Origin of the sequence: Comamonas sp. MYb396 (assembly GCF_037479555.1) — a bacterium.
Taxonomy (GTDB): Bacteria; Pseudomonadota; Gammaproteobacteria; order Burkholderiales; family Burkholderiaceae_C; genus Comamonas.
On the sequence record NZ_JBBGYU010000012.1, the window covers coordinates 160,364 to 176,090 of the forward strand.

Annotated in this window: 13 protein-coding genes; 3 read left to right on the forward strand and 10 right to left on the reverse strand. The window is 65.2% G+C overall.

All coding sequences use genetic code 11. The annotated features are described in order from the left end of the window. Position 1: 1 nt before the first annotated feature. Positions 2 to 1,714, reverse strand: coding sequence for an AMP-binding protein (locus WH265_RS23045; protein WP_339559775.1), 1,713 nt, complete (start codon positions 1,712 to 1,714; stop codon positions 2 to 4). 152 nt (positions 1,715 to 1,866) lie between these two features. Between WH265_RS23045 and WH265_RS23050 the strand changes: the two genes are divergently transcribed. The 3 genes from WH265_RS23050 to WH265_RS23060 all read left to right on the forward strand — a co-directional run bounded on the left by WH265_RS23050 (position 1,867) and on the right by WH265_RS23060 (position 5,360). Then, positions 1,867 to 2,910: an AraC family transcriptional regulator gene (locus tag WH265_RS23050; RefSeq protein WP_230770387.1), complete on the forward strand. Its 1,044-nt coding sequence runs from the start codon at positions 1,867 to 1,869 to the stop codon at positions 2,908 to 2,910. Positions 2,911 to 3,028: 118 nt separating this feature from the next. Then, positions 3,029 to 3,709, forward strand: coding sequence for a glutathione S-transferase family protein (locus WH265_RS23055; protein WP_339559776.1), 681 nt, complete (start codon positions 3,029 to 3,031; stop codon positions 3,707 to 3,709). Positions 3,710 to 3,731: 22 nt separating this feature from the next. Continuing rightward, on the forward strand, positions 3,732 to 5,360 hold the full coding sequence (locus tag WH265_RS23060) for an AMP-binding protein (protein ID WP_339559777.1): 1,629 nt from the start codon (positions 3,732 to 3,734) through the stop codon (positions 5,358 to 5,360). Between the two features lie 42 nt (positions 5,361 to 5,402). Here WH265_RS23060 and WH265_RS23065 read toward each other — a convergent pair whose 3' ends face one another. From WH265_RS23065 to WH265_RS23105, 9 genes are all read right to left on the reverse strand, one after another. Next, complete coding sequence (locus WH265_RS23065; RefSeq protein WP_339559778.1) at positions 5,403 to 7,019, reverse strand: GMC family oxidoreductase; 1,617 nt, start codon at positions 7,017 to 7,019, stop codon at positions 5,403 to 5,405. Continuing rightward, positions 7,016 to 7,747: an ABC transporter ATP-binding protein gene (locus WH265_RS23070; RefSeq protein ID WP_043338144.1), complete on the reverse strand. Its 732-nt coding sequence runs from the start codon at positions 7,745 to 7,747 to the stop codon at positions 7,016 to 7,018. The genes WH265_RS23065 and WH265_RS23070 overlap by 4 nt, the downstream gene beginning before the upstream one ends. Beyond that, positions 7,740 to 9,560, reverse strand: a complete 1,821-nt coding sequence (locus WH265_RS23075) for a branched-chain amino acid ABC transporter ATP-binding protein/permease (RefSeq protein WP_339559779.1) — start codon at positions 9,558 to 9,560, stop codon at positions 7,740 to 7,742. Before WH265_RS23075 ends, WH265_RS23070 begins: the two co-directional genes overlap by 8 nt. Further along, positions 9,560 to 10,480, reverse strand: coding sequence for a branched-chain amino acid ABC transporter permease (locus WH265_RS23080; RefSeq protein ID WP_312988734.1), 921 nt, complete (start codon positions 10,478 to 10,480; stop codon positions 9,560 to 9,562). The genes WH265_RS23075 and WH265_RS23080 overlap by 1 nt, the downstream gene beginning before the upstream one ends. A gap of 81 nt (positions 10,481 to 10,561) precedes the next feature. Then, positions 10,562 to 11,755 (reverse strand): ABC transporter substrate-binding protein, encoded by a 1,194-nt coding sequence (locus WH265_RS23085; protein WP_312988732.1) that lies wholly within the window; start codon positions 11,753 to 11,755, stop codon positions 10,562 to 10,564. Positions 11,756 to 11,896: 141 nt separating this feature from the next. Then, positions 11,897 to 13,531 carry a GMC family oxidoreductase gene (locus tag WH265_RS23090; RefSeq protein WP_339559780.1) on the reverse strand — a complete coding sequence of 545 codons (1,635 nt, stop codon included), beginning with the start codon at positions 13,529 to 13,531 and terminating at the stop codon, positions 11,897 to 11,899. A gap of 100 nt (positions 13,532 to 13,631) precedes the next feature. Beyond that, positions 13,632 to 14,327: an HAD family hydrolase gene (locus WH265_RS23095; protein ID WP_339559781.1), complete on the reverse strand. Its 696-nt coding sequence runs from the start codon at positions 14,325 to 14,327 to the stop codon at positions 13,632 to 13,634. A 31-nt stretch (positions 14,328 to 14,358) separates the two neighbouring features. Further along, positions 14,359 to 14,763 carry a YchJ family protein gene (locus WH265_RS23100; protein ID WP_339559782.1) on the reverse strand — a complete coding sequence of 135 codons (405 nt, stop codon included), beginning with the start codon at positions 14,761 to 14,763 and terminating at the stop codon, positions 14,359 to 14,361. A gap of 3 nt (positions 14,764 to 14,766) precedes the next feature. Next, complete coding sequence (locus WH265_RS23105; RefSeq protein WP_339559783.1) at positions 14,767 to 15,486, reverse strand: DUF4197 domain-containing protein; 720 nt, start codon at positions 15,484 to 15,486, stop codon at positions 14,767 to 14,769. Positions 15,487 to 15,727 lie beyond the last annotated feature (241 nt).

The window sequence follows — 15,727 nt, forward strand, 5'->3', positions numbered from 1 at the left end:
TTCAGGCCGTCTTGCTCACATCCAGCTTCAGCGATTCGATCATCGCCTCGCGGATCTTGAACTTCTGGATCTTGCCGGTCACCGTCATCGGGAAGGCCTCGACAAACTCGATGTAGCGCGGCACCTTGTAATGGGCCACCCGGCCCTTGCAGTAGCTGCGCAGCGCCTCGGCATCCAGGCTTTGGCCGGCCTTGACGATGACCCAGGCGCAGAGCTCCTCGCCAAAGCGGCTGTCGGGCACGCCCACCACCTGCACATCCTGCACCTGCGGGTGGGTGTAGAGGAACTCCTCGATCTCGCGCGGGTAGATGTTCTCACCACCCCGGATCACCATGTCCTTGATGCGGCCGACGATGTTCACATAGCCGTCGGCATCCATCGTGGCCAGGTCGCCGGTGTGCATCCAGCCATCGCCATCGATGGCCTCGCGCGTCTTGGCCTCATCACCCCAGTAGCCATGCATGACGGAGTAGCCGCGCGTGCAGAGCTCACCGGATTGGCCCGGGGCCACGGTCTCGCCGGTCTCGGGGCTGACGATCTTGACCTCCAGGTGCGGATGCACCTTGCCGACGGTGGACACGCGCCTGTCCAGCGGCGTGTCGGTCGAGCTTTGGCAGCTGACCGGGCTGGTCTCGGTCATGCCGTAGGCGATGGTGATCTCGGACAGATGCATCTGGCTGACCACGCGCTTCATCACCTCGATCGGGCAAGGCGAGCCGGCCATGATGCCGGTGCGCAGACTCGACAGGTCGAACTCGGCAAAGCGCGGGTGGTCCAGCTCGGCAATGAACATCGTGGGCACGCCATGCAGGCCGGTGCAGCGCTCGGCCTGCACCGTCTCCAGCACGGTCAGCGCATCAAAGCCGTCATTGGGGTAGACCATGGCCGCGCCATGCGTCATGCAGGCCATATTGCCCAGCACCATGCCAAAGCAGTGGTAGAGCGGCACGGGGATGCAGAGCCGGTCTTCTTCCGAGAGCTTCATCGCCTCGCCAATGAAATAGCCGTTGTTGACGATATTGCGGTGGGTCAGCGTGGCGCCCTTGGGGAAGCCCGTGGTGCCACTGGTGAACTGGATATTGATCGGGTCGTAGGGCGTCAAAGTGGCGCCGATCTGCGCGACCTGCGGGTCGGCCGCATCACCGCTGGCGATAAAGCGCGAAAAGCGCTGCATGCCTGCCTGCTCCTGGCCCTGGCCTGCGACATCGATCCAGACCACCAGGCGCAGATCGGGCAAGGCCTCAATCTGCAGCGCAGCGCTGGCCTGGGTTTCCAGCTCAGGCGCCAGTGCGCGCACCATGCCCAGGTAGTCGCTGGTCTTGAAGCGCTCCATCACAAACAGCGCCTTGCACTGCACCTTGTTCAGCGCATAGGCCAACTCCGAGGTGCGGTAGGCCGGGTTGATGTTGACGAGGATGATGCCCACATGGGCGGTGGCCAGCTGCAGCAGCACCCATTCCACATTGTTGTGCGACCAGATCCCCACCCGGTCGCCCTTGGCGATGCCAGCGCGCAGCAAGGCGCTGGCCAGTTGCTGCGATTGCTCCAGCAGCTGCTGGTAAGTAAGGCGCAGGCCCTGGTGGCGGCTGATGAGCGCATCGCGCGCGCCAAAGCGCGCTGCCGTCTCGCTCAGCTGCTGGCCGATGGTCTTGTTGAGCAGGCGCGGCTCGCTGGCGCCCCGTGCATAGCTGCTGGTCAATCTGGTCTCGCTCATGGTGTCTCCTGTCCGCCGCCCAACCAGCCGGGTCGGCGGCCCTGTTCCTTGTCTTTCAGGATACGCGAGCGTGCCGCGCAAATGATGGCAGGATGGTTGCAAATGTCGCCAGTACAATGGCTCTGCTTGGCGCTTTTTAAACCCCACCCTCCATGCCCAAACCGCTGCCCTCCTCTGCCGTCGTGCACCACCCCGCCGTTACGCCCATGGCCTTTGTCCGGGCCATCGCGCGGGCCTACCAGCACCGGGGGCTGAGTGCGGACCGCGCGCTGCAATTGGCGCAAATCGATCCCTTGGCGGTCGAAAAAGACGGCCCCGGCATCACCGCCCTGCAGTTTGAAACGCTCTCGGATGCGGCGATGCAGGAGCTGGACGATGAGGCGCTGGGCTGGTTCAGCCGGCGCCTGCCCTGGGGCAGCTATGGCATGCTGGCGCGCGCCTCGCTCACCAGCCCCAACCTGGGGGTGGCGCTCAAGCGCTGGTGCCGCCACCACGGCCTGCTCACCGATGACCTGGCGCTCAGCCTGCAGGTGCAGGGCGAGACGGCCACGGTCGAGATCATTGAGCACACGGGCCTGGGCGAGCTGCGCGAGTTCTGCCTGGTGTCCATGCTGCGCAATATGCATGGGCTGTCGAGCTGGTTTGTCGACTCGTCGCTGCCGTTGTTCAAGGTGAGTTTTCCGTTCGAGGCGCCGGCCCATGCCGATGTGTATGCGCTGCTCTTCCCCGGCGATGTGCAGTTTGGCGCGCCAGTCACCCGCATGCAGTTTGATGCGCGTTATCTCGCCTTGCCAATTGCCCGCGATGAGGCCGCCTTGCAGCGCATGCTGCAGCGCGCGCTGCCGCTGACCGTGCGCCCCTACCGGCGCGACCGGCTGATGGTGCAGCGCGTGCGCCAGCTGCTGGCCGCCGACCCCTCGGCGATGCACAGCGCCGACAGCCTCTCGGCCAAGCTGCACCTGTCGCTGCGCACCCTGCACCGCCAGCTCAAGGACGAGGGTGCATCGCTGCAGGCCCTGAAGGACGAGGTGCGGCGCGAACGCTCGCTGACCCTGCTGCACCGCAGCAATCGCCCCATCAAGCAGATCGCGCAGCTGGCCGGCTTCAGCAACGACAAGAGCTTTATCCGGGCCTTTCGCACCTGGATGGGCATGTCCCCGGCCGAATACCGCAAGAGCACCCGGCCGCCGGCCTGAGGCGGAGCGGATGTTGGCCTGAGACCGGCCCGATTTGCAACCTGGCTGACACCTGCAGGGCAGCCGCTGGCGTCCATTCGTGCCAAGATGGCGGCACAACATCGGATGGAGACTTGCCGTGATCGAGCTGTACCACTGTGTGAGCGCGCGCTCGTTCCGCGCGCTATGGATGCTGGAAGAGCTGGGCCTGCCCTACCGGCTGCAGATGCTGCCCTTTCCACCCCGCGCACTGGCCAAGCACTACCTGGCACTCAACCCCCTGGGCACCGTGCCCTTTCTGGTCGATGGCGACACGCGCATGACCGAGTCGTCCGCCATCTGCCAGTACCTGGCCAGCCGCGACCCCGCGCAGCGCCTGGAGGTGCAGCCCAGCGACCCCGCCTATGGCAGCTACCTGAACTGGCTGTACATGTCCGATGCGACCTTGACCTTTCCGCAGACCCTGGTGCTGCGCTACCAGTTCTTCGAGCCCGCCGTGCGGCGCCAGCCCCAGGTCGCCCAAGACTACGAGCGCTGGTTTCTGGGCCGGCTGCGCGCACTGGAGACCGCTGCCCAGGCGATGCCGGCCGACCTACCCTACCTCTGCGCAGGCCGCTTCACTGCTGCCGATGTGGCCGTGGGCTATGCGCTGATGCTGTCGGACTACTTGGGTATGTCCTCGCAATGGGGGCCGGCCACCCAGCACTACTGGATGCACCTGCAGCAGCGCGCCGCCTTTTTGCGCAGCCTGGAGGTCGAAAAGCAGGCCGCGCTGGACCAGCAGATCGACCCCATTCCATCGCCCTTGATCCGGCCCTGACCCTGCCTGGAAGCCCACCGACATGATTGCCATCACCGACCACACCACCATCGGCCAGGCCTTGCAGGCCGCCATTGCGCGCTACCCCGCTCACAGCCTGCTGGCGGTGCCGGCCAACCCCAAGCGCAGCTACCTGCCCGAGGGCTGCGAGTTCAGCTACACGCAGGCCGGCGCCCATATTGCGCGGCTGCAGGCCTACTACCAGGCAGCGGGCTATGGCGTGGGCCACCGTGTGGGGCTGTTTCTGGAAAGCCGGCCCGAGCATCTTTGGCACAAGCTGGCGATGAACAGCCTGGGCATCTGCTGTGTGCCCATCAACCCCGACTACAAGCGCCGCGAGCTGAACTACCTGATCGACCATGCGCAGCTGGACCTGGTGATCTGCCTGCCCGAGCGGCTCGAGGCGCTGCAGCAGTCCCTGCAGGACACGCGCAACCAGCCAGCGCTGGTCTGCACCGATCCGCAAGATGGCAGCGCCATCACGCTACCGCCGGCACGCTCGCAGCCCTCGGGCAGCCTGAGCGCCGACACGCCAGCGAGCATCCTCTACACCTCGGGCACCACCGGCCAGCCCAAGGGCTGTGTGCTCTCGCATGCCTATGAGCTGGCCGCTGGCAAGTGGTATGCGTCTCACCCCGGCCACGTGTCGATCCAGGAGGGCCGCGAGCGCCTGTTCAACCCGCTGCCGCTGTTCCATGTCAACGCGTCCATCCTGTCGTTCTACTGCATGCTGCTCACTGGCGGCTGCCAGATCCAGACCGACCGCTTTCAGCCCAGCCGCTGGTGGGAAGAGGTGGCCCGCAGCCGCGCCACCATCGTCCACTACCTGGGCGTGATCATTCCGCTGCTGCTCAAGCAGCCGCCATCCGATTGGGAAAAGCAGCACTGTGTGCGCTTTGGCTATGGCGCGGGGGTGGAGCCGCAGCTGCATGCCGCTTTCGAGCAGCGTTTTGGCTTTCCGCTGATCGAGCTCTGGGGCATGACCGAGGTGGTGCGCACCCTCTCCGACCATGGCGACGACCGCCAGGTGGGCACACGCTCCTTCGGCCGGGGTGCGCCGGGGCTCGAGGTACTGGTGGCCGATGAGAGCGGCCAGCCGGTGCCGCCTGGCACGCCTGGCGAGATGCTGGTGCGCTACTCGGCCGAGACCCCGCGCAAGCATTTTTTCAGCGAATACCTGGACAACCCCGAGGCCACCGCCAAGGCCTGGGAAGGCGGCTGGTTCCACACCGGGGATGTGGTGGTGCAGGACCCCGATGGCCTGCTGCACTTCATGGACCGGCGCAAGAACATCATCCGCCGCTCCGGCGAGAACATTGCCGCCGCCGAGGTCGAGGCCGTGCTGCTGTCCCACCCCAAGGTGCACCAGGTGGCCGTGCTGGCCGCGCCCGATGACATCCGCGAAGAAGAGGTGCTGGCCAGCATTGTGCTGACCGAAGGTGTGGCGCCCGGCACCGCCATCTGCCAGGAGCTGTTTGCGTTCTGCCAGCAGGAGATGGCCTACTACAAGGTGCCAGGCTGGTGGTGGTTCACCAACGAGATCCCCACCACCGGCACGCAGAAGATCCAGAAGCACCGGATCTTGGCGGCGGGCCAGGATGTGCGCAGCCTGCCCCAGGTGCTGGACATGCGGGCGCACAAAAAGCGCTGACGGCGCTGGCCCGCCTGCTGCACTGCAAGCCGGGCCAGGTACCTAGCCCGCGCGGCGCAGCAGATCCGCGCCCTTCTCGCCAATCATCATTGTGGCCGCACAGGTGTTGGCCGAGGTGATTTCGGGCATCACCGAGGCATCGATCACGCGCAGGCCCTGCAGCCCATGCACGCGCAATTGGGCATCAACGACGGCACCTGCCTCGGGCCGGGGCCCCATGCGCGCCGTGCCGTTGAGGTGGTAGGACGAGACACCGTAGCGGTAGATAAAGTCCAGGATCTCGTCATCGGACTGCACCTGTGGGCCCGGCATGACCTCGTCCACCCGGTAGGGCGCGAGCGCCTGGCTCTGCAGCAAGGCCCGGGCCTGGCGCACACCACGAATAAGGGTCTGGCGGTCGCCCTCTTCCGCCAGATAGCGCGGCTGCACCACCGGGTCGGCCAGTGGGTCGGCTGATGCCAACTGCACCGTGCCCATGCTCTGCGGCCGGTGCTGCCAGACGCCACAGGTCATGCCCGGAAACACATCGAGCTGGCCGACATAGCCTTCGCGGTAGCTGGCCGGGGAGAACACGCCTTGCAGATCGGGTCGCGCGAGCCCCGGCTGCGAGGCCGCGAACCAGTGCACGACGGACGGGCTGAGCTGCAGAATATTGGGCTTGCCACGCAGCCATTGCCAGGCCTGGCCCCAGAGGCGCGGCACACGCGCCAGCTCATTGATCGTGGTGGCGTTCTTCACAGAGGCGACCAGCCGCACCGAGAAATGGTCCTTGAGGTGCTGGCCCACGCCCGGCAAATGCACCTGGGTGGCAATGCCCAGCGCGCGCAGCCGCTCGCCGTCACCAATGCCCGACAGCTGCAGCAGCTTAGGCGTGTTGATGGCGCCGGCGCTGACGACCACCTCGCGCCGCGCCATCACCTGGCGCCGCACACCGCCCTGCAGGTACTCCACCCCGCAGGCGCGGCCGCCCTCGATCAGAATGCGCAGCGCCTGCGCGTGGGTCCGCACATCCAGGTTGCCGCGCCGCACAGCCGGGCGCAGAAAGCAGCCCGCCGTGCTCATGCGCCAGCCGTTGTGGATGCTGCGCTGGAAATAGCCCACGCCTTGCTGGTAGGCGCCGTTGTAGTCCGGGTTGCGCGCCAGGCCCTGCTCGGCAGCGCCGTCCAGGAAGGCCTCGCAAATCGGATGCGGCCAGTGCGGCAGGCTTACCTTGAGCGGCCCGTTGTGCCCCCGCAGAGCAGGGTCGCCACCATCGACAAAATGCTCGCTGCGCTGGAAATACGGCAGCACCTCGTCATAGGACCACCCAGCATTGCCCTGCGCCGCCCAGCCGTCAAAATCTTCGCGCTGGCCCCGGTTGTAGACCAGGCCATTGATGGAGGTGGATCCGCCCAAGGTCTTGCCCTGGGGCAGTGGAATGCGCCGGCCGCCGGTGCGCTCGGTCGGTTCGGAGCTGAACTGCCAGGCCACCGCCGGGTTGAAGATCACCTTGATAAAGCCGGCCGGCAGCTTGAGGTAGGGCCGGTGGTCGGGCGGGCCGGCTTCGAGCACGCAGATGCGCAGCGCCGGGTCCTCGCCCAAGCGGGCGGCCACGATCGCGCCGGCCGCACCGCTGCCGACCACCACATAGTCAAAATGGTCGGCTGCCGGCCCGCTCATGCATGGGCTCCCAGGTACGCGGCACGTACCTTGGGGTCGCGCCGCAGATCGGCAGCGGCGCCCTGCAGGGTGAAGTGGCCGGTCTCCAGCACATAGGCGCGGTCGGCCACGGCCAGCGCCTGGTTGGCCATCTGCTCGACCAGCAAGATGGTCACGCCCTGCGCCTTGAGCTGGCGCACGATCGCAAAGATCTCCTTGACGATCAGCGGCGCCAGGCCCAGCGAGGGCTCATCGAGCAGCAGCAGCTTGGGCCGCGACATCAGCGCACGCGCAATCGCCAGCATCTGCTGCTCGCCGCCCGACATGGTGCCGGCCATCTGCGCGCGGCGCTCGCGCAGCCGGGGGAAGGTGTTGAACTGCTGTTCCACATCGGCGGCAATCGCGGCGGCGCCATCCTTGCGGTGGTAGGCGCCCAGCAGCAGGTTGTCATGCACGCTCTGGTCGGCAAACACCTGGCGGCCTTCGGGCGACTGGGCAATGCCAAAGGGCACGCGCAGGTGGCCGGGCATGCGGGTGATGTCCTGGCCCAGGAACTCGATGCGGCCTGCCGCTGTGGGCTCCAGGCCGGAGATCGCCTTCATCAGGGTGCTCTTGCCCGCGCCATTGCCACCGATGATGGTGACCACCTCACCGGCATGCACCTGCAGCGACACCCCTTTGAGCGCCTGCACGGCACCGTAGTGCAGCTCCAGCGCCTCGACACGCAGCAATGGTGTTTGCTCAGGCATGGGTGCCTCCGTTCATCGCGTTGTCCTCGGTTTCATCGTCGCTGCCCAGGTAGGCGGCAATCACGCGCGGGTTGCTTTGCACCTGCTGGGGCGTGCCCTCGGCAATCTTCTGGCCGTAGTCGAGCACGATGACATGGTCGGACACGGCCATCACCAGGTCCATGTGGTGCTCGATCAGCAGCACGGTGATGCCCAGATCGCGGATGCGTGCAATCACCTGGATCAGTTCCTGCGTCTCCTGCGGGTTGAGGCCGGCGGCCGGCTCATCGAGCAGCAGCAGGCGCGGGTGGGTGGCCAGCGCGCGCGCCAGCTCCAGCCGGCGCTGCAGGCCATAGGGCAGGCTGCCTGCGGTGTGCAGCGCCTTGTCGCGCAGCTGCAGGCGGTCGAGGATCTGCAAGGCCTCATCCCGCGCAGCGAGCTCGGCGCGCCGGGCCTTGCCCACCCCTATCAGGCTGGCAAAGAAGCCCGCCTGGATATGCGCATGCAAGCCGACCTTGACGTTGTCGAGCACCGTCATGTCGCTGAACAGGCGCAGGTTCTGGAAGGTACGGCCCAGGCCCATGCGGGCGATCCGGTTGGGGGACACGCCAACGATGCTCTGCCCCGCAAACTGGATGGAGCCGCGCTCGGGCACCACAATGCCCGACAGGATGTTGAGCAAGGTGGTCTTGCCCGCGCCATTGGGCCCGATCAACGAATGCACATGGCCGGGCTTGATGCACAGATCCACCTCATTGGTCGGCACCACGCCGCCATAGGCCTTGTAGATGCCACGGCCGTCCAGCAAGCCTTCTGCGCCGGTACTGGCCAGCGGCGCGGCGGACTTGAGCTGCCAGGCCGGCAGATCCTGCGGCAGCTGCGGCGTGGGCAGCAGGCCCGGTGCGTATTTGCGCGCCAGGCTGCGCAAGGTGCCGGCCAGGCCATTGGGCATGGCGTACAGCGCAAACAGCAGCAGCGCACCATAGGTGAAATGCTGGACACCCGGCCAGCGCGACAGCAGCGAATCGAGCAGGGTCAGCACCACGGCGCCCAGCAGCGGCCCATAGACGGAATTGCCACCAAACAGCACCACCAGCAGGAAGAACACCGACAGGTTGAAGGTGATGAAGTCGGAGTTGATGTACTGGTTCTGCTGTGTGATCAGCGCGCCGGCAATGCCGCAGGTAAAGGCGCTGATGACAAAGGCCAGCACCTTGAACTTGTATACGCTGACGCCCACGCTCTCGGCCGCCACCTCGGCAGTGTTGACGGCCATGAAGGCACGGCCAAAGCGCCCCGCCAGCAGGTGGCGGAACATCACATGCAGCACCAGGCACAGAGCCAGCACAAACCAGACCCAGTGCGAGGAGGCAAACATCTGATCGCCGAGCTTCAAGGGCACCACGCCATAGATGCCCTGCTGGCCGGCAAACACATCCTGCCATTCCGAGACCACCTTCTCAACCACGATGCCAAAGCCGATGGTGACCATCGCCAGCGCCGGGCCCTTGACGCGCAGCGCTGGCAGCGCGATCACCACGCCAAACAGGCCGGCCAGCACACCGGCCATTGCAAACGCGGCCCAGGGGTTCCAGCCCCAACGGGTGGTGAGCAGGGCCACCGCATAGGCACCCACGGCAAACAGGCCGGCATGGCCCAGTGATTTCTGGCCGGTGTAGTTCACCAGCACATTCAGCCCCGAGGCGGCGATGTAGTTGACCCCGATCAGAAAGACGATGCGCAGGTAGAAGTCGTTGCTGGTCATCAGCGGGATGGCGGCCACCAGCGCCGCCACCAGGGCCAGCCAGCCGTAGTGCTTGATCTCGCTGTTCATCAGACTTTCTCCACGATCTTCTGGCCCAAGAGGCCCTGGGGCCGCACCACCAGCACCACGATGATCAGCAAGAAGATGCTGATCTCGCGCATCTCCGCCTGCCACAGGCCCACCAGGGCCTCAATCAAACCCAGCACAAAGCCGCCCAGCATGCAGCCGCGTGGGCTGGTCAGCCCACCCAGAATGGCCGAGGAGAAGGCCTTGAGCGCCAAGGTCATGCCCATGAACACCGAGGCGGTGGTGATGGGCGCAATCAGCAAACCGGCCAGGCCCGCCAGGCTGGAACTGATGACAAAGGCCAGTACGACGATGGCCGTCACATTGATGCCCATCAGGGTGGCTGCACTGCCGCTTTGCGCGACGGCGCGCACGGCCTTGCCGATGCGGGTATGGCGCATCACATAATCGAGCGCGAGCAACACGGCCACGCTGCAGACCAGTACCAGCACCTCTTGGGGCAGCACACCGGCATTGCCGATGCGCAGCACCTCGCTGCCCAGCGGCGAGGGCATGACCAGCGGCGCCGGGCCCCAGATGGCCAGCGCCGTGTTCTGGATGATGATGCCAAAGCCGATGGTGCTCATCACCCAGGCCATGCCGCCGCGCCCCACAAAGGGCCGCACGGCGGCGTAGTACAGCAGCAGGCCCAGCAGCGCCAGGACGGCCATCGTGCCCACCAGACTGAGCACATAGCGCCACAGGCTGACATCGGCGGGCAGCAGGCTATCGGTGATGTTCTTGCCGGCGAGCAGCAGCAGCACCGAGACCGCGACAAACGCGCCCGCGACCAAGAACTCGCCCTGGCCAAAATTCAAGGTCTTGGTGGTGTTGAAGGTGATGTTGAAACCCACCGCCACCAAGGCATAAATACTTCCCAAGGCCAGCCCGCTAAAGACCGCCTGCAGTATCGAATCCAGCATACGCACCCCAGACACATTGCCGCTAAAAAAACCAGGCCTGCGGACCGCATGGGGCGGGCGCAGGCCTGACGAGTCGATGCCTTACTTCTTCAGATCCGCTGGCGTCAGCGACTTGTAGACACTGTCTTCAAAGCGCACCACGTCGCTGCCCTTCCAGCGGGCGAGGTAGAAGTCGCCCACGCTCAGGCCTTCGTGGTTGGTCTTGCTAAAGGGCTTGTCATAGGTCTTGATCACGCCTTCGGTGCTGTTCAGGTTTTCCAGCGCAGCAGCGACCTTCTCGCCATCGGTGCTGTTGGCCTGCTTCATCGCAGCGGCCAGCAGCATCACCGAGTCATAGGCCTGGGCGGCACAGGGGAAGGTAGTCAGGGTCGGGAAGTTCACGCGCACGCGCTGGCCCAGGGCCTTGGTCTTGGCGGAGGTGTCTTCGGTCGTCGAAGCCGCCATGATCAGGTGCTCGGCCAGCTTGGTGCCCGCCATCTTGGGCAGCAGCGAGCTGAGGTTGCCCCAGGTGCCCAGGGTCGTGGGCATGTAGTTGATCTTCTCCATGCTGCGCAGCACCTGGGCGGCGCCGTCAGCAATGCCGTAGATGATCACGGTGTCCGCACCCGCTGCCTTGATCTTGTTGAGCTGCGAGGTCATGTCGGTGTCTTTGGGGCCGTACTTTTCAACGGCCACCGGCTTGATGCCGTGCAAGGCCAGAATCTCGGTCGCATCCTTGATGCCGCCCTGGCCGTAGCCGGTGGAGTCCGCCAGGATGGCGATCTTCTTGTCCTTCGAGGCCTTGACGGCATAGGCGCCCAGCAGCGCGACCTGCTCGCGGTCCACCATCGAGATGCGGTAGAGGTAGTTCTGCGGCTCCTTGGCGTAGCGCGTGGTGATCTCGGTGGCGGTACCAATCGGCACGATCACCGGCACCTTCTTTTGCTGCGGAATATGCAGCCAGGCCAGCGCATTGCCAGAGTTGGCCGGGCCCACGATACCGCTGACCTTTTCGCTGTCGATCAGCTCCTGCACCGTCTGGATGGCCTTGGGAGGGGTGCCCTGGTCATCGCGCACCACGCCCACCAGCTTGCGGCCCATGATGCCACCGGCCTTGTTGATGTCCTCGATAGCGGCTTCAAAGCCCCAGCGGCCGGAGATGCCGAGCTCGGCCACGCCGCTGGCCGATTGGTCGGCGGTGTAGCCGATCTTGATGTCCTGGGCCTGGGCCGAAAATGCCAAAGTGCTGGCAACCAGCGCCGCAGCCTTCGTCAAACGATAGACGAGCTTGTTCATGTTTGTCTCCTTGCTTTGTTGTCAAATCTCTTGGTCAGCCTCCACCGCACGCACGAGGCCCTTGTCTTCTTCAATATAGCGGCGGATGCCGCAAACGCTCTTCTGGGTTTCTCCTAAGTAAGAGTTCGTAACTACAACCCCTTAGTGGCGGTGCTCGGCCAGCAGCAGATCAGCGGCCTTTTCGGCAACCATCATCGTCGGCGCGCCGGTATTGCCCGAGGGCATGGCCGGCATCACCGAGGCATCGGCCACCCGCAAACCGGTGATGCCATGCACGCGCAGTTGGGGGTCGACCACGGACTGGCCATCGCCGGCTGCGCCCATGCGGCAGGTACCCATGAAGTGCCAGGCCGTGCTGCCCCGCTCACGGGCAAACTGCAGCAGTTCCTCGTCCGATTGCAGCTGGGCGGACGGCGCCTCGTCGCTGGCCACATAGGGCGCCAAGGCCGCACTGTGCAGCAGGCGACGGGCCTGGCGCAGGCCTTCGACGACCAGGCGCTGGTCGGCCTCATGGTGCAGGTAGTGCGGCTGGATCACCGGGCTGTCCCAGGCATGGGCCGATGCCAGGCGCACATGGCCCCGGCTCTGCGGCCGCAGCTGGTAAAAGCCCAGGGTCATGCCGGGAAAATCATCGAGCTGGCCGGCAATGCCGGAGGCATAGCTGCCTGGTGAGAAATGGAACTGAAAATCGGCCCGGCCACCAGCCGTTTGTGCCGATGAAAACGCATAGGCCACCGAAGGGCTGATGGCCAGAATGCTGGGTTTGCCAGCCAGCCAGCGCGCCACCTGGCCCCAGAGCCGCCAGCCCCGGGCAGTGGTGTTCAAGGTCGGGGCGTTCTGCACCCGCACGATGGAGCGCAGCATCATATGGTCTTGCAGGCCCTGGCCCACACCCGGCAGGTGCTGCTGTACCGCAATACCCAGGTCCTGCAGGCGCTGCGCATCGCCCAGGCCCGACAGGTTGAGCAGCTTGGGCGAATTGATGGCGCCGGCTGCCACCACCACCTCGCGGCTGGCCTGCAGGCGCCGCACAGGGCCACCCGGCTCGGCCGCGTACTCCACGCCGGTGACACGCGCGCCCTCCATCACCAGGCGGCTGACCTGGGCACGGGGGATGACCCGCAGATTGGCGCGACCCTTGGCAGGGCGCAAAAAGGCCTTGGCAGCACTGACCCGCCAGCCCCGGTGGATCCAGCGCTGGTAGTAGCCAGCGCCCTCCTGCTTGCCGGCGTTGTAGTCCTTGCCCGACGGAATGCCCTGGCTGGCGGCGCCGGCAATAAAGGCGTCGCACAGCGGGTGGCGCCAGTTGCAGTCGGTGATCGGCAATTCACCTTCCAGCCCCCGGTAGTTCACATCGCAGATGGCCAGGCGCCGCTCCGAGCGTTTGAAGTACGGCAGCACCTCGTCATAAGACCAGCCGGTGGCGCCCTGGGCTGCCCAGTCGTCATAGTCCTGGGCCTGGCCACGCACATAGTTAAAACCGTTGACGGCGCTGGAGCCGCCCAAGGTGCGGCCTAGCTGCGCGACCACCTGGCGGCCCATCGTGGCGGCATCGGGCGCAGTCTTGAAAGGCCAGGTGTAGCGCGGGTTGTAGCCAACCTTGATAAAGCCGGCGGGGATATGGATGTAGGGGTGGTGATCGGGTGGGCCGGCCTCCAGCAGACAGACCTGGAAGCGGCCCGATGCGCTCAGGCGGTTGGCGAGGATGCAGCCAGCCATGCCGGCACCGACAATGATGAAGTCAAACGCTGCATCCCACTCATGCACAGGCCCCATAACAGCTCCAGGTGGCAACCAGACGAAAAGTCTAGGTGCAGCCTGGCATCAGGCCTGTCGCTTCAGTGTCCGCCTCTGCGTCTGGGGCGGATCTTAAAGCTCAGGCAGCGACGGCCGATGCGCGGGCCACGCGCTGAGGCAGATCGGCCATGTGTTCAAAGAACTGGCTGGCACCGGCTGCCGCCAGATCGGCCTGCGAGCAGACCGCATGCGCTGGCGGGTGGTAGGCCCACACGGTAGCGCCGGCCGCCACGCCGGCCTGGGTGCCGGTCACACTGTCTTCAATCACCAGGCAGCGCTGCGGATCGGCGCCCAGCGCGGCAGCCGCAGCCAGGTAGACATCCGGGAAAGGCTTGGTACGCGGCATCTCATGGCCGCTGAAAATGCGCCCTTCAAAATAGGGCAGCAAACCGGCAATGCGCAGCTGCATCACAATCTTCTTGCGGTCGGCACCCGAGGCGCAGGCAATCTGCCCGTTGAACTGGGCATGCAGGGCCTTGATGGCCTCCACCGCGCCTTCGATGGCTTTGACATCCTGCTCCAGCGCCACATTGCGGCGCGCATAGAACTCTTCCATCCAGGCATCGGTCAGCGGCTTGCCGGTGTTCGCCTCGATCAAGTCCTTCTGGCTGCGCACCATCTTGCCGATGAACAGCTGCAAGCAGTCTTCGGATGACAGCACCCAGCCAGCCTCGTTGAGCATCGTGCACAGCACCCGGTTGGTGATGACTTCGCTGTCCACCAGCACACCATCGCAATCAAACAGCATGGCCTCAAAGCCTGCATTGGGGTTCATTTTGGGATCCTCGAAAAATGGCAGGTGGCGATCAAAATTGCTCACCATCCAGATAAAACCAGCGGCCTTGCTCCTGCACAAAGCGGCTGCGCTCATGCAGGCGCACCGCGCGCCCTTGCAGCTTGTAGCGGGCGACAAACTCCACCTCGGCATGGCTGTCATCTAGCAGCTCAAAGGCCTTGACCTGCAAGCCCAGCCAGCGGCACTGCGGCTCAAAATCGAGCTGCGATGGACGGGTCGAGGCATGCCAGGTGGCCAGCAGGTAGGCACGCTCCTCCCGCACAAAGGCGCTGTAACGCGATCGCATCAGATGCTCGGCATCCGGTGCCGGCATGCCCTCAAAATCAGCAATGAAGCGGCCGCAACAGGCGCTGTAGGCGGCACCGGATTCACAAGGGCAGAGGGGCTGCGCGGGAGATGGAGGTTTCTTCGCCATGGCTTAGCGCAGCGCCCCAAAAACCTTGCGCACGACAGCATTGGCGCTGCCCAGCGGGTTCTGGCGAATCGCGCGCTCCTGCTCACCAATCACGGCGTATAAACCGTCGAGGGTCTTGCCAGTCACATATTGGTTCAGGTCCAGCGCATCGCTGGACACCCCAAAGCTCGATGCCTTGCCCACCAGCTGGTTGTACTGCTGCACCACACCGACCTGGCCGGTCGCCTGGGTCACCACGGGCAAAAAGCGCTGCGTCAAAGGCTGGCGTGTCTTTTCCATAAAGAAGGTGGTCACCGAGTGGTCACCACCACTCAGAATGCGTTTGGCATCATCGAGGGTCATGCGCTGCACCGCGTCCAGCAGCACATCCTTGCCCATCGGCACGGCCAGCTCGGCCGCGCGGTTGATACCCTGCTCCACTTCATCCACATAGCGGCCTTGGCCAAAGCGGCGCATCATCTTGGCCGCCTCACCCATATAGCCTGGCAGCGGAATGCGCAACTGCGGGTTGTTGAAAAAGCCCCCGCTTTGGCCCAGCTGGGACACCGCCACCTGCGCGCCCTGGGTCAGCGCGGCCTTGATGCCCTGGCTGGCATCGGTATTGCTCAGATCGGCCAGCGAGAGCGCCAAAGCCGGAGACACCGCGCCGGCGCCGCCCAGCAGCGCCAATAGATGCAGCAAACGGCGGCGCTGCGCCTGGCGCAGACAGCTTTGCTCGGTCATGGCAGTCCTTGAAAACACAAACCAGCTATTGTGCCAAACACCGGCATCCAGCCGTGCGCCAAGGTGCTTGCAGGGGCAGCGCTGAAGCGCAAAACATAGTCAGCCGGAGGCTTGGGAAGGGTGCCAGATAGTGCCCGCCAAAAGAAAAACCCCTCTACTCGGGGAGAGCAGAGGGGTTGATCAGTATAAAAGCCTGACGATGACCTACTTTCACACGGGAATCCGCACTATCATCGGCGCG

What these genes read in the sequence shown, in the direction of transcription:
- WH265_RS23070 (WP_043338144.1), bottom strand. Translation starts at nt 7,747, where the DNA reads ATGCCTGAGCAAACACCATTGCTGCGTGTCGAGGCGCTGGAGCTGCAC.
- WH265_RS23095 (WP_339559781.1), bottom strand. Translation starts at nt 14,327, where the DNA reads ATGAACCCCAATGCAGGCTTTGAGGCCATGCTGTTTGATTGCGATGGT.
- WH265_RS23050 (WP_230770387.1), top strand. Translation starts at nt 1,867, where the DNA reads ATGCCCAAACCGCTGCCCTCCTCTGCCGTCGTGCACCACCCCGCCGTT.
- WH265_RS23080 (WP_312988734.1), bottom strand. Translation starts at nt 10,480, where the DNA reads ATGCTGGATTCGATACTGCAGGCGGTCTTTAGCGGGCTGGCCTTGGGA.
- WH265_RS23060 (WP_339559777.1), top strand. Translation starts at nt 3,732, where the DNA reads ATGATTGCCATCACCGACCACACCACCATCGGCCAGGCCTTGCAGGCC.
- WH265_RS23100 (WP_339559782.1), bottom strand. Translation starts at nt 14,763, where the DNA reads ATGGCGAAGAAACCTCCATCTCCCGCGCAGCCCCTCTGCCCTTGTGAA.
- WH265_RS23075 (WP_339559779.1), bottom strand. Translation starts at nt 9,560, where the DNA reads ATGAACAGCGAGATCAAGCACTACGGCTGGCTGGCCCTGGTGGCGGCG.
- WH265_RS23085 (WP_312988732.1), bottom strand. Translation starts at nt 11,755, where the DNA reads ATGAACAAGCTCGTCTATCGTTTGACGAAGGCTGCGGCGCTGGTTGCC.
- WH265_RS23090 (WP_339559780.1), bottom strand. Translation starts at nt 13,531, where the DNA reads ATGGGGCCTGTGCATGAGTGGGATGCAGCGTTTGACTTCATCATTGTC.
- WH265_RS23065 (WP_339559778.1), bottom strand. Translation starts at nt 7,019, where the DNA reads ATGAGCGGGCCGGCAGCCGACCATTTTGACTATGTGGTGGTCGGCAGC.
- WH265_RS23045 (WP_339559775.1), bottom strand. Translation starts at nt 1,714, where the DNA reads ATGAGCGAGACCAGATTGACCAGCAGCTATGCACGGGGCGCCAGCGAG.
- WH265_RS23105 (WP_339559783.1), bottom strand. Translation starts at nt 15,486, where the DNA reads ATGACCGAGCAAAGCTGTCTGCGCCAGGCGCAGCGCCGCCGTTTGCTG.